Source organism: Dactylosporangium sp. NPDC051485 (genome assembly GCF_040682015.1).
Taxonomy (GTDB): Bacteria; Actinomycetota; Actinomycetes; order Mycobacteriales; family Micromonosporaceae; genus Dactylosporangium.
In genome coordinates this window covers 38,266-56,868 of sequence record NZ_JBFAZW010000032.1, presented here as the reverse complement: position 1 = coordinate 56,868, position 18,603 = coordinate 38,266, and the positions used below count along the sequence as shown (strand labels likewise).

Annotated in this window: 19 protein-coding genes; 9 read left to right on the top strand and 10 right to left on the bottom strand. The window is 72.2% G+C overall.

The window, feature by feature from the left end:
* Nucleotides 1-197: 197 nt before the first annotated feature.
* Nucleotides 198-398 carry a PspC domain-containing protein gene (locus tag AB0M46_RS20010; RefSeq protein ID WP_363337957.1) on the bottom strand — a complete coding sequence of 67 codons (201 nt, stop codon included), beginning with the start codon at nt 396-398 and terminating at the stop codon, nt 198-200.
* 229 nt (nt 399-627) lie between these two features.
* Here AB0M46_RS20010 and AB0M46_RS20005 point away from each other — a divergent pair, with 229 nt between their 5' ends.
* Together AB0M46_RS20005 and AB0M46_RS20000 are read left to right on the top strand one after the other, a co-directional pair.
* The gene (locus tag AB0M46_RS20005; RefSeq protein WP_363337956.1) at nt 628-1,347 is read left to right on the top strand and encodes a CAP domain-containing protein; all 720 of its coding nucleotides are present in this window, start codon (nt 628-630) and stop codon (nt 1,345-1,347) included.
* A 200-nt stretch (nt 1,348-1,547) separates the two neighbouring features.
* Nucleotides 1,548-2,735, top strand: coding sequence for an esterase-like activity of phytase family protein (locus AB0M46_RS20000; protein ID WP_363337954.1), 1,188 nt, complete (start codon nt 1,548-1,550; stop codon nt 2,733-2,735).
* A gap of 52 nt (nt 2,736-2,787) precedes the next feature.
* On the opposite strand, the gene AB0M46_RS19995 is transcribed toward AB0M46_RS20000, so the two are convergent.
* Nucleotides 2,788-3,108 (bottom strand): DUF6401 family natural product biosynthesis protein, encoded by a 321-nt coding sequence (locus AB0M46_RS19995; RefSeq protein WP_363337952.1) that lies wholly within the window; start codon nt 3,106-3,108, stop codon nt 2,788-2,790.
* Nucleotides 3,109-3,223: 115 nt separating this feature from the next.
* Between AB0M46_RS19995 and AB0M46_RS19990 the strand changes: the two genes are divergently transcribed.
* A complete protein-coding gene (locus AB0M46_RS19990) occupies nt 3,224-3,673 on the top strand; it encodes a DUF6328 family protein (RefSeq protein WP_363337950.1) in 450 nt (149 codons plus the stop codon).
* 68 nt (nt 3,674-3,741) lie between these two features.
* Here the strand turns inward: AB0M46_RS19990 and AB0M46_RS19985 are convergent, their stop codons facing one another.
* Genes AB0M46_RS19985 through AB0M46_RS19955 form a run of 7 tightly spaced genes read right to left on the bottom strand, consistent with a single transcriptional unit; the run spans nt 3,742 to nt 11,134 of the window.
* Complete coding sequence (locus AB0M46_RS19985) at nt 3,742-4,407, bottom strand: SRPBCC family protein (RefSeq protein ID WP_363337948.1); 666 nt, start codon at nt 4,405-4,407, stop codon at nt 3,742-3,744.
* Entirely contained in the window at nt 4,364-5,542 is a 1,179-nt protein-coding gene (locus tag AB0M46_RS19980; protein WP_363337946.1) for a VWA domain-containing protein, read from the bottom strand. The genes AB0M46_RS19985 and AB0M46_RS19980 overlap by 44 nt, the downstream gene beginning before the upstream one ends.
* Nucleotides 5,514-6,374 carry a MoxR family ATPase gene (locus AB0M46_RS19975; RefSeq protein WP_363337944.1) on the bottom strand — a complete coding sequence of 287 codons (861 nt, stop codon included), beginning with the start codon at nt 6,372-6,374 and terminating at the stop codon, nt 5,514-5,516. Before AB0M46_RS19975 ends, AB0M46_RS19980 begins: the two co-directional genes overlap by 29 nt.
* Nucleotides 6,371-7,384 (bottom strand): XdhC family protein, encoded by a 1,014-nt coding sequence (locus tag AB0M46_RS19970; RefSeq protein ID WP_363337943.1) that lies wholly within the window; start codon nt 7,382-7,384, stop codon nt 6,371-6,373. The genes AB0M46_RS19975 and AB0M46_RS19970 overlap by 4 nt, the downstream gene beginning before the upstream one ends.
* 13 nt (nt 7,385-7,397) lie before the next feature.
* A complete protein-coding gene (locus tag AB0M46_RS19965) occupies nt 7,398-9,773 on the bottom strand; it encodes an aerobic carbon-monoxide dehydrogenase large subunit (RefSeq protein WP_363337941.1) in 2,376 nt (791 codons plus the stop codon).
* Nucleotides 9,770-10,255, bottom strand: coding sequence for a (2Fe-2S)-binding protein (locus tag AB0M46_RS19960; RefSeq protein WP_363337939.1), 486 nt, complete (start codon nt 10,253-10,255; stop codon nt 9,770-9,772). The genes AB0M46_RS19965 and AB0M46_RS19960 overlap by 4 nt, the downstream gene beginning before the upstream one ends.
* 3 nt (nt 10,256-10,258) lie before the next feature.
* A complete protein-coding gene (locus tag AB0M46_RS19955) occupies nt 10,259-11,134 on the bottom strand; it encodes a xanthine dehydrogenase family protein subunit M (RefSeq protein WP_363337937.1) in 876 nt (291 codons plus the stop codon).
* Between the two features lie 167 nt (nt 11,135-11,301).
* Between AB0M46_RS19955 and AB0M46_RS19950 the strand changes: the two genes are divergently transcribed.
* Together AB0M46_RS19950 and AB0M46_RS19945 are read left to right on the top strand one after the other, a co-directional pair.
* Complete coding sequence (locus AB0M46_RS19950; RefSeq protein ID WP_363337935.1) at nt 11,302-12,153, top strand: fused MFS/spermidine synthase; 852 nt, start codon at nt 11,302-11,304, stop codon at nt 12,151-12,153.
* A 111-nt stretch (nt 12,154-12,264) separates the two neighbouring features.
* The gene (locus AB0M46_RS19945; protein ID WP_363337933.1) at nt 12,265-13,353 is read left to right on the top strand and encodes a branched-chain amino acid aminotransferase; all 1,089 of its coding nucleotides are present in this window, start codon (nt 12,265-12,267) and stop codon (nt 13,351-13,353) included.
* Nucleotides 13,354-13,357: 4 nt separating this feature from the next.
* Here the strand turns inward: AB0M46_RS19945 and AB0M46_RS19940 are convergent, their stop codons facing one another.
* The gene (locus AB0M46_RS19940) at nt 13,358-14,368 is read right to left on the bottom strand and encodes a hypothetical protein (RefSeq protein ID WP_363337931.1); all 1,011 of its coding nucleotides are present in this window, start codon (nt 14,366-14,368) and stop codon (nt 13,358-13,360) included.
* A gap of 170 nt (nt 14,369-14,538) precedes the next feature.
* Between AB0M46_RS19940 and AB0M46_RS19935 the strand changes: the two genes are divergently transcribed.
* The 4 genes from AB0M46_RS19935 (at nt 14,539) to AB0M46_RS19920 (ending at nt 18,588) form a co-directional block, all read left to right on the top strand.
* Complete coding sequence (locus tag AB0M46_RS19935) at nt 14,539-14,787, top strand: hypothetical protein (protein WP_363337929.1); 249 nt, start codon at nt 14,539-14,541, stop codon at nt 14,785-14,787.
* Complete coding sequence (locus AB0M46_RS19930; protein ID WP_363337927.1) at nt 14,784-16,127, top strand: hypothetical protein; 1,344 nt, start codon at nt 14,784-14,786, stop codon at nt 16,125-16,127. Before AB0M46_RS19935 ends, AB0M46_RS19930 begins: the two co-directional genes overlap by 4 nt.
* A 62-nt stretch (nt 16,128-16,189) precedes the next feature.
* Entirely contained in the window at nt 16,190-16,552 is a 363-nt protein-coding gene (locus tag AB0M46_RS19925; RefSeq protein WP_363337925.1) for a response regulator, read from the top strand.
* Complete coding sequence (locus AB0M46_RS19920) at nt 16,552-18,588, top strand: ATP-binding protein (RefSeq protein WP_363337923.1); 2,037 nt, start codon at nt 16,552-16,554, stop codon at nt 18,586-18,588. The genes AB0M46_RS19925 and AB0M46_RS19920 overlap by 1 nt, the downstream gene beginning before the upstream one ends.
* Nucleotides 18,589-18,603: the final 15 nt, after the last annotated feature.

Sequence of the window (18,603 nt, the reverse complement as noted above, 5' to 3'; positions counted from 1 at the left end):
CTCGCCCGTCGCCTGATGGGTGAACCCGGGCCGCACCCCGTTCCACCCACCCCGCTCCCGAACCACCGCTCACGCCCCCGCCGCCGTCGTCCGCCGCCCCGCGCCGGCAAAGACCGGCGCGGGTGGGTGGGAGTGGCCCGGGCCGCACCCCGGGCCACTCCCCGTCCCGCGCTGAGCCTCGCTGTGGAGGTGCGGGCTCAGGTGTAGTTGCGGGCCTTGGACTCGTCCGGCATGAGGACCCACAGGATCAGGTAGATCACGAACTGCGGGCCCGGGAGCAGGCACGAGATGAGGAAGATCAGGCGCATCAGGTTGGGGGGCATGCCGAAGCGGCGGGCCAGGCCCGAGCAGACGCCGGCGATCCAGCGGTTGTCACGAGGGCGGACGAGACTGGGCATCACTGGCTCCTCTGAACGATGTGTACCTCTCAACCGTAGAAATGCCCGCGGCGGCCGCCCTCCAACCTTTGGCGGAAATCCGGGCGGCGGACCACTAGGGATTGCTCCGCACGGGTAGCCGGTCGGTTGCCGCGCGTTGCGGGGTGGTTCGGGGGCTCAGTGAGCGTGTGACGGGTCCGATACCAGGTGCGTCCAACGACACTTGCTCCCGAACGGAAGGCTTCGCACAGTGACCCGGTTTGCCCGCCGTGCCACCACCATCGCCGCCGCCGGTCTGGCGGCCGCCCTCGGCCTCGCGATCGTCACGACCACCGGACCACAGGCCCTCGCGGCCGGCGCGCCCGTCGCGGCCGGCGTCGCGCACGTCGTCGAGGCCGTGGGGGCCAACGCGGCGAGCGCCGCCACCGGCGAGGACGCCGCCGCCAAGCTCAGCAAGAAGAAGAAAAAGAAGAAGTCCACCGCCAAGAAGACGCCGGTCAAGCCCGAGGTGCGGCCGACCAAGCCGGCCACGACGCCCGCCGCGCCGGCCCCGCCGGTCACGACGCCGACCGGCGACGGGACGTACGCCGCGATCGAGAACGACGTGGTCACCCTGACCAACAACTTCCGGCAGGCCAACGGGTGCGGCGCGCTGCGCGTCGACGGCCGTCTCGTCGCCGCCGCGCGGGCGCACAGCACCGACATGGTGACGCACAACTTCTTCGACCACACCGGCTCGAACGGCAGCAACTTCGTGCAGCGGGAGGCGGCCGCCGGGTACACCACCGGGGCCTCCGCCGAGAACATTGCCTGGGGGTACCGCACCGCCCAGGACGTGGTCAACGGCTGGATCAACAGCCCGGGGCACCGCGCCAACCTGCTGAACTGCTCGAGCGTCGCGGTGGGCGTCGGGCTGGTCTACAAGACCGACGGCACCCCGTACTGGACCCAGGACTTCGGCCGGGTCTGAGCCGAGCCAGCGACCGACCACGCAACGGGCCGAGACAACGACAGGCCACGCAACGGGCCGAGACAACGACCGACCACGCAATGAGCCGGGCAACGACCGACCACGCAATGGGGCGTGGTCGGACGGCTACATTCGCTGCTCGGGGAGATGACACAGAAAGTCTAGGAGGGGTTCACGGGCTCTGCTTAACGTCGGGCCGCATGAGGAATCTTCGACGTGTTGGGCTCGGCGTTGGCGTCGGCGTGCTGTCGCTGGCCGTCGCGGCCCCGAGCGCCTCGGCGCACGACTCGTTCGGGCAGGCCACGCTCACCGGCTGGGCCAGCCTGCCGGCGGCGACGTTCGTGTCGGCGAGCGACCCGTCCGGCGCGCTGCTGGGCGGCACCCCGTCCAACGGCGTCACCCCGCCCTTCGACGACCAGCCGATCCAGGGCTTCAGCGGCTTCATCAAGAACGGCGACGGCACCTTCGACGTCATCTCCGACAACGGCTACGGCAACAAGGCCAACAGCGGCGACTTCGTGCTGCGCATCCACCGCCTCGCCCCCGACTACGCCAAGAAGACCGTGGACGTCCTTGGCGGCATCAACCTGACCGACCCCAACGGCCACGTGCCGTTCGCCCTTACCCGCAAGGACCGCGTGCTCACCGGCGCCGACTTCGACATCGAGTCGATCCAGCGGGGCACGGACGGCTCGTACTGGATCGGCGACGAGTTCGGCCCGTACCTGCTGCACTTCGACCGGGCCGGCCGCCTGCTGCAGGCGCCGATCTCGCTGCCCGGCGTGCGCGCCCCGGAGAACCCGGCGGGCAACCCGAACCTGGGCAGCAGCAAGGGCTTCGAGGGCCTGGCCCAGTCGCCCGACGGTCGTAGGCTCTACGGCCTGCTCGAGGGCACCGTGGCCGGCGACCCGGCCGGCGCCCTGCGCTTCAACGAGTTCGACGTGGCCAAGCAGCAGTACACCGGCAAGATCTACACCTATCAGCTGGAGGACCCGGCCAACGCGATCGGCGACGCCATCGCCGTCGACGATGACCGTTTCCTCATCATCGAGCGCGACAACGGCCAGGGCGCCACCGCCAAGTTCAAGCGGATCTACCTGGCCGACAAGCGCGACCGCAACCGCGACGGCAAGATGGACAAGACCCTGGTCGCGGACCTCATGAACATCGCCGACCCGCGCCACCTGGGCGGCACCGCGGACGTGTTCACCTTCCCGTTCCAGACCATCGAGGGCATCGTGATCCTCGACGACCGGACCCTGGGCGTGGTGAACGACAACAACTTCCCGTTCTCCAGCGGCCGCACGCCGGGCCAGCCGGACAACGACGAGTTCATCACGATCCGCCTGACCGACAGCCTGCACGCCGACAAGCGCTTCCTGCGTTAAGCACGAAGGCGGTGTGCAGCCTCGATCCACAAGAGCCCGCAGCCTCAAGAGGTTAGGGAACCAGGCTGCACACCGCCAGCAGGCGCAGCATCGCCCAGGACGGGCGCGACCAGTCCTCGAGGGGGTCGCCGGCGTCGCGGGCCGCGTCGCGGATCGCCGCCGAGTAGCCGGCTAGGGCCACCGGGTCGAGCAGCGCCCCGCCGAGCGACTCGCGGATCGCGGCCGCGTGCTGGTCGACCCGGGCCAGCAGATCGGGGCGGCCGGCCACGGCGGCCCGGCCCGGGCGCCCGATGGTGGCCGCGAGCTCGGACAACCCGGCCCGCGCGATCCACGTCCGGCGCCCGGCGGTCAGTTCATCGAAGGGTGCGCTCACGCCGCGACGATAAGCCCGGCGGGCGGGCCGACGCACCCCCTACTTGCGCGCCGCGCCCGGGGTTGGGCCGAACCGCCAGGTTCGCCCGGTTGTTCCGGTGGGTAATTGGACCCGCATGGCGGATCGCGACGAGACCCCTGTTGAGCGATACGACCGCAATTGGGCGGAACTGCTCCAAGAACTGCGCGTGGCCCAGACCGGCGTGCAGTTTCTCTTCGCGTTTCTGCTGACGCTGCCGTTTAACAACCGATTCGGCCAGGTGTCCTCTGGACAGAAGGCCACCTATGTGGCCACGATCGTGTGCACCGCGATCGCGACGGTCTGCCTCATCGCCCCGGTGAGCCACCATCGCATTCTGTTCCGCCGCGGCCGAAAGGCACAACTGGTCGCGGTGAGCAGCAATCTCGCCGGCGTCGGCCTGTTCTTCCTGTGGCTGTCGATCGTGGGCGCCATTTTCCTGATTTTCGAAGTGGTCGTGGGAACGTCCTGGGCGATCGCGGTCGGCGCGGCGTTCTCCGCGGCGTTCATCGGCATCTGGTACGTCGTTCCGCTCCTCAAGCGCTGACCGCACCTGACACCGACGATGGGGTCCGGCGCCGCGAAGGCGTCGCGAAGGCGCCGGACCCCTCGTGGTCACACCAGCCAGACCACCAGCGCGACGATCGCGGCGATCACCACGACGACGGGCAGCGCCAGCTTGAGCAGCGTGCCCGTGCCGGCCACGTCGGTGAGGTTGACCGCCTCGACCTCGGGCTTCGCCTCCAGGGCCGCCACGGGCGCCTCCTGCGGGGCTGCCGAGGGCGCCTCCTGCGGGGCCGCGACGGGCGCCTCCGCCACGGCGTCCACGGTGGACTGCTCGGCGGCGAGCCGCTCCTCGAGGTTGTTGACGAACTGGGTCAGCAGGCGGGTGCTGATGTCCGCGATCGTGCTGCGACCCATCTGCGCCAGCGGCCCGGCGATGTTCAGGTCCGTCTCCACCTGGACCTTCGTCGACGTACCTTCCGGCACGAGGACCGCCGTGACGAGCGCCGAGGCGCGGCCCTTGCCGCTCGCGTCGCGGCCCTTGGCCTCGATGACGGCCCGGTGCGCGGTCTCGTCCTGCTCCTTGAACACCGCGGTCCCGGAGAACTGCGCGGTCATGGGGCCGACCTTGACCTTGACCTTGCCCTGGTACTCGTCGCCGGAGACCCCCGTCAGCTGGGCGCCGGGCATGCAGGGGGCGATCCGCTCGATGTCGGTCAGGACTTTCCAGGTCTCATCGAGCGGCCGCGCGACGACGAACTCGTTGGTGAGCAGCATGGGAAGGGGAACCTCCGGTGAGGGCGTCGAGGAGTGGTGCGACGGCGGTCAGCGAGTGCCCGCTGACCACGGCGTCGCAGTGGGGCCACGCGGCCGCCATGCCGCCGACCAGCGGCTGGTAGCGCGGGCTCTGGGTCCGGGGATTGACCCAGACGATGCGGTGGGCGAGGCGACGCAGGCGGGCCATCTCGGCGCCCACCTGCGCGGGGTCGCCGGTCTCCCAGCCGTCGGAGACGATGAGCACGACGGCGCCGCGGGCCAGGCCCCGCCGCCCGTGCTCGTCGTTGAAGCGCTTGAGCGCCGCGCCGATGCGGGTGCCGCCCGACCAGTCCGGGGCGGCCTGCCCGGCCCGGTGCAGGGCGAGCGCCGGGCGGGTGCGGCGGGCCAGTAGCCGGGTCAGCCGGGTCAGCCGGGTGGCGAACGTGAAGACCTCGGCCCGGGAGGCACCGGCCGCGCAGTACAGCAGCTGGATCATCGCCCGCGCGTAGGGCTCCATCGAGCCGGAGATGTCGCACAGCACCACCAGGCGGCGGGGCTTCTCGCGGTGGGCCCGGCGGGGCAGCCGCAGCGGCTCGCCGCCGGTGCGCCGGGCGCGGCGCAGTGCGGCCCGCAGGTCGACCAGCCGGCCGTCGGCGGCGGGGCGGAAGCGGCGGCTGCGCCGGGGCGGCGTGGCGAAGCGCAGGTGCCGCATCAGCTCGGCCAGCCGGGCCAGCTCCTCCTCGGAGAGGGTGGCGAAGTCCCGGCCGGCGAGTCGCTCGGCCGCGCTCCCGGCCATCCCGACGGGCACCTCCACCACCTGCGAGGACCCGCCGGAGCCGTCCGAAAGCGACGGACTCGAGGCCTTCGAGTGGGTGGTCGCCCCGGCCGCGTTGAGGTCGCCCCGGAATTCGGCGATGTCCTCGTACCCCCGGAAGACCGCGTCGAAGACGGCGTCCAGGATCTCGAAGTGGGCCGGATCGGAGACGAGCGTCGCGCGGGCGCACCGGTGCAGCTCGTCGACGGTCCGCGGCTCGAGCAGCGTGATGGACTGCGCGAACCGCGCGGCCCGGTCGGGGCCGACGGGCAGGCCCGCCCGGTGCAGCGCCGCGCCGAACCGGCCGACGAGGTCAGCCAGCGATGTCGGCGAGAATGGCACGGGCCGCCTCCTCGTCCTCGCGGTACTTGAGCACCGCGCCGAGCGTGGCCTCCGCCGACGCCACGTTGAGCGGCAGGCCGAGCAGCTGCAGGGCGTTGGCCCACGAGATCGCCTCGGCCACGCCGGGCGGCTTGACCAGGTCGGTGGCGCGCAGCTTGGACACCGCGCCGGCCACCCGGCCGGCGAGCGGCTCGCCGGCCGCGGGCACCCGGCGGCGGATGATGGCGGCCACGCGGTCCGCGTGCGGGTAGGCGATCCAGTGGTACAGGCAGCGGCGCAGCAGCGCGTCGTGCAGGTCCCGGGTCCGGTTCGAGGTGAGCAGCACGATCGGCGGCACGACCGCCTTGCGGGTGCCCAGCTCCGGGATGGTGACCGAGCCCTCGGCCAGCAGCTCGAAGAGGAACGCCTCGAACTCGTCGTCGGCCCGGTCGACCTCGTCGATGAGCAGCACGGCCGGGCGCGGGCCCGGGTGCTCGATCGCGGCCAGCAGCGGCCGGCGCAGCAGGTACTCGGGGGCGAAGAGGTCGGCCTCGCGCGGCATCTCGCCGCGCGCCTCGGCCAACCGGATGCCGAGCAGCTGGCGCGGGTAGTTCCACTCGTACAGGGCCTCGGCGGCGCTGAGCCCCTCGTAGCACTGCAGCCGGATGAGCGGCGTGTCCAGGGCGGCGGCCAGCGCGGCGGCGGCGGCCGTCTTGCCCACGCCGGGCTCGCCCTCGAGCAGGACCGGCTGGCGCATGTGCAGGGCGAGGTACAGCGCGGTGGCCAGGCCGGCATCCGCGAGGTAACCCTGCCGGTCGAGGCCCTCGACCAGCGCGTCGACGCTGTCGATCACAGCTGACCGCTTTGGTCCGGCGTCCAGCGCAGCTGGTATCGGCCCGGGGCGTCGGCGAAGGCGCGGCGGCAGCCGGTGCCGCAGAAGTAGTAGACCGTGCCCTCGTGCTGGTAGTGCAGCGCGTCCGGGACCACGGCGACGTCCATGTTGCAGACGGGATCCTTCGCGATCTGCACCGCGGAAGCGACCTGTACCGCGGAAGCGATCTGCACCGGGGACGCGATCTGTACCGCGGAAGGCTTCTCCAGCAACGGCAGCATGGTGCGGACCGGCTCGCCGGGCGGCGGGGCGGTCTGGCGGGGACGGGACGAGATGACCTCGGCCAGGACCGACAGCGCGATCTCGGGCGCGGTCCGCGCGCCGATGTCGAGGCCGGCCGGCGCGTGGATGGTGGCCTTCTCGGCGTCGCTCAGGTCCAGCTCGGCCAGCACCGCCGTCGCGCGCTTGCGGCTGGCGACGAGGGCGACGTACGGAATCCGCGCCTTGACCGCCGCGGTGAGGATCTCGGCCTCGTCCCGCCCGTGCGAGGCGACCACGACGGCGCTCGCGTCGAGGGGGATCGGGGTCTGCGCGGTCTCGGCGCGGGACCCCTCCCAGCCCACGGCGCGGGCCACGTCGGCGAGGGCCCGCGCGACGGGCGCCTCGCCGTAGACGAAGACCAGCGGCGCCGGGATCATCGCCTCGAGGAAGATTTCGAGGGTACCGCCGGAAAGACACGGATTCGCGACCGTGAGCAGCCCTTCGGCGCCGGGACGGTCCTCGGGCCCCTCGGCGTCCGGGGTGATGCGCAGCAGCGTCGACTCGCCCGTCTCCAGCAGCTTGAGCCCCTGGAGACGGACGGTCGACTCGGCGCAGGTGCCGCCGACGAACCCCTCGAGCGTGCCGTCGGGCAGCACCAGGGCACGGTCGCCGGCCTTGGCGCTGGTCGGACGCTCGGCCCGGACCACGGTCGCGAGCACGAACGGGGTCCGGCCCACGCGGAGCTGGTCGGCACGAACGAGGAGGTTCATCGGTTTCCCTTACTTAGCTGATCGCGAGGTCGGTGCGGATCGGGTTGCCCTGCACGGCCCGCCAGACGTTCGACGGGGTGAGGGGCATGTCCGCGTGCCGGACCCCGAAGGGCTTGATCGCGTCGAGGACGGCGTTGACCACCGCGGCCGGGGAGCCGACGGTGGCGGACTCGCCGACGCCCTTGGCGCCGATCGGGTGGTGCGGCGACGGGGTGACGGTCTCGCCGAGCTCCCACGAGGGGCACTCCAGCGCCGTCGGCAGCAGGTAGTCCATGAGCGAGGCGCCGAGGTGGTTGCCGTCCTCGTCGAACGCCATGAGCTGCATGAGCGCCATGCCGATGCCGTCGGCGAGGCCGCCGTGCACCTGGCCCTCGACGATCATCGGGTTGATCCGCACGCCGCAGTCGTCGACCGCGATGAACCGGCGCACCTTGACCTGGCCGGTGGCCGGGTCGACGTCGACGACGCAGATGTACGCGCCGAACGGGTAGGTGAGGTTCGGCGGGTTGTAGACGGTGGTCGCGTCCAGGTGGCCCTCGACGCCCTCGGGCAGCTCGAGGCTGGAGTGCGCGGCCATCGCGATCTCCTGGATGGTCTTGCCCTGGTCCGGGTCGCCCTTGACGAAGAAGCGGCCCTTCTCCCAGTCCAGGTCGTCCGGGGAGACCTCGAGCATCGCCGAGGCCACGATCCGGGCCCGGTCGCGCACCTTGCGGGCCACGATCGCGGTGGCCGCCCCGGAGACCGGGGTGGAGCGCGAGCCGTAGGTGCCCAGGCCGAACGGCGTCTGGTCGGTGTCGCCGTGCACGACCTCGATGTCGTCCGGGGAGATGCCGAGCTCCTCGGCGACGATCTGGGCGAACGTCGTCTCGTGGCCCTGGCCCTGGGTCTGCACCGACAGCCGCAGCACGGCCTTGCCGGTCGGGTGCACGCGCAGCTCGGCACCGTCGGCCATGCCCAGCCCGAGGATGTCCATGTGCTTGCGCGGGCCCGCGCCGACGCCCTCGGTGAAGAAGCTGATGCCGATGCCCATGTACTCGCCGCGCTCGCGCTTCTCGGCCTGCTCCTGGCGCAGCTTGTCGTACCCGACCATGTCCATGGCCAGGCGCAGCGCCTTCGGGTAGTCGCCCGAGTCGTACTCCCAGCCGGTGGGCGTGGTGTAGGGGAACTGCTCCGGCTTGAGCAGGTTCTTCATCCGCAGCTCGGCCGGGTCCATCTTCAGCTCGTAGGCCAGCACGTCGATCATCCGCTCGACGAGGTACACGGCCTCGGTGATGCGGAACGAGCAGGCGTACGCCACGCCGCCCGGCGCCTTGTTGGTGTAGACGCCGGTGACGTCGCAGGAGGCCGCCTCCAGGTCGTAGGAGCCGGTGAAGATGTGGAAGAAGCCCGCCGGGAACTTGGTGGGCTGGGCAGTACCGTTGAAGGCACCGTGATCGGCGAGGACCTTGACCCGCAGGGCCTTGATCTTGCCGTCCTTCGTCGCCGCGATCTCGCCGCGCATGTGGTAGTCGCGGGCGAACGCGGTCGCGGTCAGGTGCTCGTTGCGGTCCTCCATCCACTTGACCGGCTTGCCCGTGACGATCGAGCCGACGATCGCCAGCACGTAGCCGGGGTAGATGCCGACCTTGCCGCCGAAGCCGCCGCCGATGTCGGGGGAGACGACCCGGATCTTGTGCTCGGGCAGCCCGGCCACCAGCGCGTACACCGTGCGGTGGGCGTGCGGCGCCTGGGTCGTCGAGTAGATGGTGAGCTTCCCGCTGACCTTGTCGAAGTCGGCGACCGCGCCGCACGTCTCCAGCGGGGACGGGTGCACCCGGGGGTACAGGATGTCCTCGGCGACCACGACCTCGGACTCGGCGAAGACCCGGTCGGTCTGCTCCTTGTCCCCGGCCGACCAGTCGAAGATGTGGTTGTCGGTCTTGCCCTCCTTGTCGTCCCGGATGACCGGGGCGCCTTCGGCGAGGGCCTGCTTGGCGTCGGCGACGACCGGCAGCGGCTCGTAGTCGACCTCGATGAGCTCCAGGGCGTCGCGCGCGATGTAGTGGTTCTCGGCCACCACGAACGCGACTTCCTGGTTCTGGAAGCGCACCTTGTCGGTCGCGAGCACCGCCTGGGTGTCGTACGACAGGGTCGGCATCCAGGCCAGCTTCAGCGACTCGAGCGTCGCGCCGGTGATGACCGCCTTGACGCCGGGCAGTGCCTCGGCGGCGCTGGTGTCGATCGAGACGATCTTCGCGTGCGCGTAGGGGCTGCGCAGGAAGGAGCCGTGCAGCATGCCGGGCAGCTGGATGTCGTCGACGTAGTTGCCCTTGCCCCGGACGAACCGCGCGTCCTCCTTGCGGTGCATCCGCCCGAAGCCCATGGGCGTGGGGTTCTCGGTGACGGTCACGCGTCCGCACCTTCCTTTGCCGGTGCCTGGTGCTCGGCCGCCCAGCGAACGGACCGGATGATGTTCTCGTATCCGGTGCAGCGGCAGAGCTGGCCGGAGATGGCCTCGCGGATCTGCTGCTCGGACGGGTCGGGGTTCTCGTTCAGCAGCGCGCGGGCGGTGATCATCATGCCCGGCGTGCAGAAGCCGCACTGCAGGCCGTGGCACTGCACGAAGCCCTGCTGGACCGGGTCGAGGCCGTCCGGGCCCTCGAGGCCCTCGACGGTGCCGACCGTCTTGCCGTCGGCCATGACCGCCAGCACGGTGCAGGACTTCACGGGGACCCCGTCGAGCGAGACGGTACACACGCCGCAGTTGGACGTGTCGCAGCCCCAGTGCGTACCGGTGAGGCCAAGCTCGTTGCGCAGGAAGTGCACCAGCAACAGCCGGGGCTCCACGTCGCGGGTGTACTGCTCGCCGTTCACCGTCACGGTGATCTGCATGGTCTACGCCTCCTGCCCTCGCGCGCGGGCGGCCGCGGTGCGCAGCGCACGCACGGTCAGCTCGCCGGCGAGGTGCCGCTTGTAGTCGACCGGCCCGCGCTGGTCCGCGACCGGGTTGGTGTGCTCGGCGGCGATCCGCCCCGCCTCGGCGAACGTCTCCTGCGTGGCCGGCTTGCCCACGAGGAACGCCTCCGCCTCGGCCGCCCGGAAGTGCTCGGCCCCGACCGCGGCCAGGCCGATGCCGGCCGCCTTCACGGCGTCGCCGTCCAGCCAGACGGCGGCCCCGGCGGCCGCGACCGCCCAGTCGCCGACGCGGCGCTCGACCTTGTGGTACGCCGAGCCGCCGCCCGGCCGGATCGGCACCCGGATCTCGGTGAGCAGCTCGCCGGGCTCGACGACAGTCTCGTACGGCCCGACGTGGAACTCGGTCAGCGGCACGGTGCGCGACCCCCGCGCACCCTGGATCACCGCCGAGGCGCCCACCGCGGCGAACGCGGCGGAGAGGTCCTCGGCCGGATCCGCCTGGCACAACGAGCCGCCGACGGTACCGCGGTTGCGCACCAGCGGGTCGGCGATGACGCGTTCGGCGTCGGCGAAGATCCGGTAGTGCTCCTCGACGAGCGGCGAGGCGAGCAGCTCGGCGTGCCGGGTGAGCGCGCCGATGCGCAGCTGGTCGCCCTCGACCCGGATATAGGCCAACTCGGCAACGTCGTTGATGTCGATGAGCGCCGTCGGGCGGGCCAGGCGCAGCTTCATCATCGGAATGAGGCTGTGGCCGCCGGCGATCACGCGGGCGTCCTCACCCCACTGCTCGAGCAGCTGCAGGGTCTGGCCGACGCTCGTGGCTTTCGCGTATTCGAATGCGGCGGGTACTTGCATCGCGCCTCCGGTCTTTCGGGTCCGGACAATGAGCAGAAAGTTCGACAGAATCGTCGTCCTAAAGGCGAGAACGGACAACTCCACCTGGGTAGTTGATCTGTATACGCATCGTAGTTTCGATTGCCCGGCGCCGGGTCCGGGTGGGCAGGACGGGCAAGATTGCGGGCGTGGGTGGGCGCAAACGGGTAAGCGGCACGGTCGCGCAGGTCGACGGCGGGGTGGCCGAGCTGCGCCCGGACGACGGGCGGCCCGGCCGCTGGACCCTCCTGCTGGACGGCTACCCGCAGTCCGCGCTGGACGTCGAGGACCCGCGGCGGCTCGACTTCGAGTACATGCGACGCATCGCCTCGGTGCTCGACGCCATGGCGCCGCCCGGGGCCCCGCTGTCGGTGCTGCACCTCGGCGGGGGCGCGCTCACCATGCCGCGGTACGTGGCGGCCACCCGGACCGGCTCGTCCCAGCGGGTGGTCGAGCGCGACGCGGCCCTCATCGACTTCGTGCGCCGGGAGCTGCCCCTGCCCCGCGGGGCCGACATCCGGGTGCGGGCGGCCGACGCCCGCGAGGCCGTGGAGTCCCTCGCCCCGGGCCGCTTCGACCTGGTCGTCGCGGACGTCTACGCCGGCGCCCGGGTGCCGGCCCACCTGACGTCGCTGGAGTTCCTGACCGCGGCGGCCCGGCTGCTGCGCCCGGGCGGGCTCTACGTGGCCAACCTGGCCGACGGCTCGGGGCTGGCCTTCGCCCGCGGCCAGGCGGCCACCCTGCGCCGGATCTACGGCGACCTGGTGCTGCTGGCCGAGCCCTCGGTGCTGCGCGGGCGGCGGTTCGGCAATGTGATCCTGGTGGCGTCCCAGGCGGCCGGGCGCATCCCGCAGGCGCCGCTGGCCCGGGCGGGCGCAGCGGATCCGTTCCCGGCCCGGCTGGTCTCCGGCGAGGACCTGACCAGGCTGATCGCCGGCGCCGCGGTCGTCACGGACGCGACCGCGGTGGCCTCGCCCACCCCGCCGGCCGGGCTGTTCTGACCCGAGGCGCGAGTGTTCCGGCATTTCGGGCAAATAGCAGTCACGCCTTGTTACCGCCCAGTCGGCGGGAAGGTGCTTAGGGATCGTTCAGGCTCCGCTTACAGTTCCTGAATGCTCGAATTCGACACCGTTCCCGCCGAACGCCGCCCGGCCGAGGAGCGCGCCGCGCTGCTCGCCGACCCCGGGTTCGGCCGCGTCTTTACCGACCACATGGTCACCATCCGTTACGCCGAGGGCAAGGGGTGGTACGACGCCCGCCTGGAGCCCTTCGGGCCGCTCTCGCTGTCGCCGGCCACGGCCGCGCTGCACTACAGCCAGGAGATCTTCGAGGGGCTGAAGGCGTACGCGCTGCCCGACGGCGGCATCGGGCTCTTCCGCCCCGAGGCCAACGCCCGCCGGCTGAACACGACCGCCGAGCGGCTGGCCATGCCCCAGCTGCCCGAGGAGCTGTTCCTGCGCGCGGTGTGGACCCTGGTCGAGGCCGACCGGGAGTGGGTGCCGGCGGGCGAGGGGCAGAGCCTGTACCTGCGGCCGTTCATGATCGCCACGGATCCGTTCCTGGGGGTCCGGCCTTCCTTGGAGTACCTCTTCGCGGTCATCGCCTCGCCCTCGGGCTCCTACTTCGCCGGCGGCGCCAAGCCGGTCACGGTGTGGGTGTCGCAGGACTACTCGCGCGCGGCCCCGGGCGGCACCGGCGCGGTGAAGGCGGCCGCCAACTACGCGGTCAGCCTGCGCGCGCAGGCCCAGGCCCAGGAGGCCGGCTGCGACCAGGTGGTCTTCCTCGACGCGGTGGAGCACCGCTGGATCGAGGAGTCGGGCAGCATGAACCTGTTCTTCGTGTACGAGCGCGACGGCGCCCCGCTGCTGCTCACCCCGCCGCTCAACGGCTCGATCCTGCCGGGCGTGACCCGCGACTCGGTGCTGACGCTCGCCCGCCACCGGGGCTGGGGCGTCGAGGAGCGGCCGTACTCGCTGGAGGAGTGGCGCGCGGACGCCACCAGCGGCACGCTGCGCGAGACCTTCGCCTGCGGCACCGGCGTGGTCATCACCTCGATCGGCACCGCCCGCACCCGCGACGGCGAGTTCCTCATCGGGGGCGCGGCCGAGGGCCCGGTGACGTCGTCGATCCGCGACGCGATCGTGGGCATCCAGCGTGGGCTGGCCGAGGACCCGTTCGGCTGGTCGCTGCGGCGGGCGTGAGGCCCTAGATCACCGACAGGTGCACGTGGTTGGTGTGGTCGCTGGACGGGTCGCCGTTGCCGCCGCTATAGGCGTGCCAGCCGGCCGCCGGGGTCCACACCTGGCGGAACCAGATCACGTACAGCACGCCGAGCGACGACGCGTTCTTGACGAAGAACGCGGCCAGGTTGGCGCCGTACGTCTTGTCGTTGCCGGTCGCGACGCCCCCGAACCCGTCTGAGGCGGCCGCGAAGTCGCACGCCCGCCCCTTGGGATGCTCATAAGGCCCCGAGGGGCGGAAGCACGAGTAGAAGTGGGTGAACCCGTTCTTGCGGGCCTCCTGGGCCGCGTGCAGCAGCCGCGGGGTGATGCAGCCCTTCGTGGTCGGGTCATCGATGATGCAGTTTTCCGCCGGCCAGCTGCCATCGGCGTTGCGCGGGGCCGGCGTGGCCAGCGGTGAGTTGACGCTCACGTAACCGTCGGCCCTGCCGCGCATCTTGGCCAGGGCGGCCTCCGCGTCGGCCTTCTTCTTGGCCTGGATGTTGGCCTGGGCCTGCTGCTGGGCGACCTCCTCGTCGATCGCCTTCTTGGCGCCCGCGAGGTCCGCCTCGAGCTTGGTCAGCCGGCCGATGACCCGGTCGTTGTACAGCGCGATCTCGTTGACCAGCACCACGCGGTCCATGAACGCGTCCGGCGAGTCGGTGTCGACCAGCGCGGCGCTGAGCCGGATCTTGCCGCCGGTGCGGTAGGCCGCCGCCGCGATCACGTTCACGCTGGCCCGCACCGGCTCCAGCTCGGCCTGGAGGTTCGCCATCTGGTTGACCAGGTCGGCCTGGCGCTGCTTGGACGCATCCAGCGCCGCCTGCGCGTTGAGCCAGCCGGTGTTGGCCGCGTCGAGCTTGTCGCCCAGCGTGAGGTTGGCCGCGCCCTCGTCCGGCGGGGTGGTCGGGTCGCCCGGCGCGGCGGCCGCGGGGCCGGCCCAGGCGCCGATCAGGACGAGCAAGGCAATCACGAACGTGCGTGCCCGGCTTCGCATGCGGTGAGTGTATTGGCTCGTCGGGTCCGGGCACAGGGCGAAGAACGCTCATGGGTGACTACCGACCGTCGCCTTCGTTCGGATTCGAACACGTGTCCGGCGTGTCGGATTCGGCCATCGACGCTGACTTTGCTAGCGTGCGCGCTAGCAAACGGCTAGCGGGAGTGGCGTTGGAATCGACAGACAAGACGGTGGCGATGCCGCCGCAGCGGCCGCGGTTCGAGCGGGTACAGCTCAACACCCGGGTCCGGGTGGAGATCGAGCAGACCCTGCAGCGGTTCGTCGTCGACCACAACACCACGGTGCAGAGCTCCGTGGACCTGGCGCTGGCCGAGTTCCTCGCGGCCCGGGGCTATCCGTTGCCCCAGGTGGCGCCGCAGCCGGTGCCTGCGCCGCACGACGACGGGAGAAACCGGTGACCACACCGGGCATCAACGAGTTCGACGCGGATCTGCAGAAGACGATCCGGCGCACCTCCCACATGCGACAGCTCTTCTACGTCGTCGTGCTGCTCACCGCGATGGCCGGCCAGGTCTCCGGCGCGGTCGAGGCGCTCGGCATCCCGCTGATCTGGGCCATCCCGGCCGTCGGCGCGCTGGAGGTCGGCGGCATTGTCGTGCTGGCCAACGCCGACGTGCGGCGCCGGCTCGGCGAGCGCGCGGTCGCCTCCCGGGTGCTGTCCGCCGCCATCGCGGGGTTCGCCGTCGCCTTCAACTGGATGGCGCACGACAACAAGCTGCTCGCGGGCTTCTTCGCCGGGATGTCGGCGCTGGGGTACCTGGTCTGGCTGATGCACACCGAGAACCAGCGGCGCGACCGGCTGCGGGCCAAGGGCGACCTGCCCCCCACCACGCCGGCCTACGAGGTGGTCGGCCACTGGCTGCGCCACCCGTGGATGACCCTGCGGGCCAAGAACCTCGCCAAGGCCGACCAGAAGCTCGGCCTCTACAGCTCGATCGCGGCGGCCAAGGCGGAGAAGCGCAAGGAGCAGCGGACCAGGGCGATCGCCAAGGTGCTGCACCGCAAGATCCGCGCCGCCGTCGACCCGACCACGGCCGACATCGCCGTGGCCGTCTACGACCTCGACGAGATCGCGCTGCGGCTGGCCGACGGGGCCGACTACGACGTGGTTACCGCGCACTACCCCGCCGGCCTGGCCCGGCCCCGGGGGCCCGCGACGGGCGGCCAGCCGGGCCCCGTCGCCGCCGTGGAACCCGAGCCCTTGGTCATCGACACCGAGGAGCAGCGCGCGCTGCCGACCGTCGAAGAGGCGAAGGCCGTGCACGAGGAGCGCGAGGAGGAGGAGCGGCGCGCCGCCCGCGAGGCCGTCGTCCGGGCCACGGCCGAGCCCACCGCCGAGGCACCCTCGCCGCTGGGCGGGCTGCGCGGCGAGCTCGAGGGCATCCTGCCGGCCACGCAGCCGCCGCGGCGCGCGCGCGGCCGCAGCGCGCCGGTGATCCACGAGGCCAGCCAGGTCGTCGACATCGCCGAGGAGCCGACCCTCACCCCGTCCCAGATGGCCCGGGACGGGTCGCTGCGCAACCAGGTGCATCAAATCCTGTCCGACACCGTCCCGGTGAACGACCGCCGCGATGTCGTCGAGCTGACCAACATGGTCGGCGACCTGCTCGACCTCGACGACGTGGAGCGGCTGACCGCCTCCAACTACGTGCGCAGCTGGAAGACGGAGGCCGACGCCGGCCGCCGCTCCGCCGTCAACGGCCGCCACCTGCAGGGCATCATCCCCGGCAAGGGCTGACCGGGGGCCGAAACCCGTCAGTCGCACCGCCCGCCTGCCGATGGGAGGGCGGGAGGTGCCGCATGGCCCGGTTGCTGGTGGTGGACGACGAGCAGGACGTGCGTGACCTGATCGTCAAGCGCCTGCGCACCGACGGGCACGACGTGCTCGCCGCCGAGCACGGCGCCGCCGCCCTGGCCGCGGTGGCCCGGCACGGCCTGCCCGAGGCGGCCATCCTCGACGTGGACCTGCCCGGCATGGACGGCATCGAGCTGCTCGAGCGGCTGCGCCGGCACCGGGCCGACCTGCCGGCCGTGTTCCTCACCGTGCTGTGGGACGGCGAGGTGCTGGCCCGGGCCCGCGCGACCGGCGCGCTCTACGTGCGCAAGCCGTTCACCGCCGAGACCCTGCGGGCCGGGCTGGCGAAGGCGCTGCAGGCGGCCTGATGTCGGCGTCGCTGCTGCGGACCGGCGTCTGGGCGCTGCTGTACGTCCTGGCGACCATCGCCGGTCGCCGGACCATCATGGACGGCAGCAACCTGAGCCTGGTCTGGCCGGCCGCCGGGGTCGCCGCCATCTGGTTCGCCACCCAGCGCCGCTCCCCGCTGCGCTGGCTCGACCCGCTCGCGCTGGCCGCCGCCACCGTCGCCGTCGACCTGGCCACCGGCGCCTCCGCGATGCTGACCGCCTGGTTCACGGTGGCCAACCTGGTCCAGGTCGCCGTGTTCATGCGGGCGCTGACCCGGCTCGGCCCGCACCTGTGGGGCGCGGGTGGCGCCGAGCCGCTGTCCCGCTCGGCCGACCTGTGGCGGCTCATGGCCGCGACCGTGGCCGGGTCGGCGGCCGGCGCCCTGGTCGGCCCGACCGCGATCTGGGCCACCACCGGCCAGTTCGAGTGGTCCGACGGGCTGGTGTGGTTCCTGCGCAACGCCGTCAGCATCCTGATCATCTCGGCGGTGGGGTTCCGGCTGGGGTACCACCGTTCGTCCGGCCTTTCGCCGCGGCGCGCGAGCGCGGCCCGCCTGGCCGAGTACGCGGCGCTCATCGCGTGCTCGGCGGCGGCGTACTGGATCGCCTTCGGCGGCACCCGCCTCCCCCTGGTCTTTCCGCTCCTCGCGCTCACCGTCTGGGCCGCGCTGCGGCTGCACACCACGTTCGTCGTCCTGCACGACCTGGCCTTCGGCGTCGCCGCGGTGCTCTTCACGCTGCATGGCACCGGCCCCTTCGCCGTCGTGCCCTCCTACCCGGTGCGCGCCCTGCTGGCCCAGGGCTTCCTCGGCATGCTCGCGATCGTCGGCCTGTCCATCGCGCTGGGCCGCGACGAGCGCGCCGACCTGATGACCCGCCTGGCCGCGGCCGGCCGCGAGGCCGCCACCCAGGCCCGCCTGCTCACCACGATCGTCAACGCCATGAGCGACGGCGTGTCGGTGATCCGCCCCGACGGCCGCTGGATCATGCGGAACCCGGCCGCCGCCTCCCTCCTCGGCGGCGTCACCAGCCGCACGCAGGCCATCGCGCACCCCGGCTACTACGGCCTCTTCCACCCCGACGGCACCCCGCTGCGGGAGGAGGAGATGGCCCACACCCGCGCGCTGCAGGGCGAGGACGTGCACAACCTGGAGCTGCTGGTGCGCAACGCCGGCGTGCCCGACGGCCGCTTCATCAGCGTGAGCGCCACCCGGCTGCCGGCCGACGGCGCCGACGAGGGCGGCGCCGTGGTGGTCTTCCACGACGTCACCGCCGAGCGCCGGCATCGCGACGAGCTCTCCTCCTTCGCCGGCGTGGTCGCCCACGACCTGCTCAACCCGCTGACCACGATCGACGGCTGGGCCGAGAACCTGGCCGACACGCTGGCCACCATGCCGCCGGACGACGCCGCGGCCCGCGACGCCGGCGACAGCCTGGTCCGCATCACCCGCGCCTCGGCCCGCATGCGGCACCTCATCAACGACCTGCTGGCCTACACGACGGCCCGCAACGCCGCCATCGCCCCGGTCGACCTGCTCCTGCGCGACCTCGTCGTCGACGTGACCACGGCCCGCGCCGACCTGGCCGCCGCGGCCGGCGCGCCGTCCCCGCAGTTCCTCCTGGGCCGCCTCGACGAGGTGCGCGCCGACCCGGTCCTCCTGCGCCAGCTGCTGGACAACCTGGTGGGCAACGCGGTGAAGTACACGGCGCCGGGCACGGTGCCGCGCATCGCCATCGCGTCCAGCGTGGACGACTCCGGGCTGGTGCGCGTCGAGATCTCCGACAACGGCATCGGCATCCCGCCCGGGCAGCACGACGCCATCTTCACCAACTTCCACCGGGCGCACCGGTCGAGTGGGTACGCGGGGACCGGCCTCGGGCTCGCCATCTGCAAGCGGATCGTGGAGCGGCACGGGGGGACGATCGCGGCGGCGGACAACCCGGGCGGGGGCTCGCGCTTCACCTTCACCCTGCCGGCCGCGACCTCGCCGGCCCCGGTGCCCGCCCACTCGTAGGCCTCTCGGCCAGGG

Coding starts and splice junctions, on each gene's coding strand:
- AB0M46_RS20010 (WP_363337957.1), bottom strand. CDS start 398: ATGCCCAGTCTCGTCCGCCCTCGTGACAACCGCTGGATCGCCGGCGTC.
- AB0M46_RS20000 (WP_363337954.1), top strand. CDS start 1,548: ATGAGGAATCTTCGACGTGTTGGGCTCGGCGTTGGCGTCGGCGTGCTG.
- AB0M46_RS19990 (WP_363337950.1), top strand. CDS start 3,224: ATGGCGGATCGCGACGAGACCCCTGTTGAGCGATACGACCGCAATTGG.
- AB0M46_RS19985 (WP_363337948.1), bottom strand. CDS start 4,407: ATGCTGCTCACCAACGAGTTCGTCGTCGCGCGGCCGCTCGATGAGACC.
- AB0M46_RS19970 (WP_363337943.1), bottom strand. CDS start 7,384: ATGAACCTCCTCGTTCGTGCCGACCAGCTCCGCGTGGGCCGGACCCCG.
- AB0M46_RS19960 (WP_363337939.1), bottom strand. CDS start 10,255: ATGCAGATCACCGTGACGGTGAACGGCGAGCAGTACACCCGCGACGTG.
- AB0M46_RS19955 (WP_363337937.1), bottom strand. CDS start 11,134: ATGCAAGTACCCGCCGCATTCGAATACGCGAAAGCCACGAGCGTCGGC.
- AB0M46_RS19945 (WP_363337933.1), top strand. CDS start 12,265: ATGCTCGAATTCGACACCGTTCCCGCCGAACGCCGCCCGGCCGAGGAG.
- AB0M46_RS19940 (WP_363337931.1), bottom strand. CDS start 14,368: ATGCGAAGCCGGGCACGCACGTTCGTGATTGCCTTGCTCGTCCTGATC.
- AB0M46_RS19925 (WP_363337925.1), top strand. CDS start 16,190: ATGGCCCGGTTGCTGGTGGTGGACGACGAGCAGGACGTGCGTGACCTG.
- AB0M46_RS19920 (WP_363337923.1), top strand. CDS start 16,552: ATGTCGGCGTCGCTGCTGCGGACCGGCGTCTGGGCGCTGCTGTACGTC.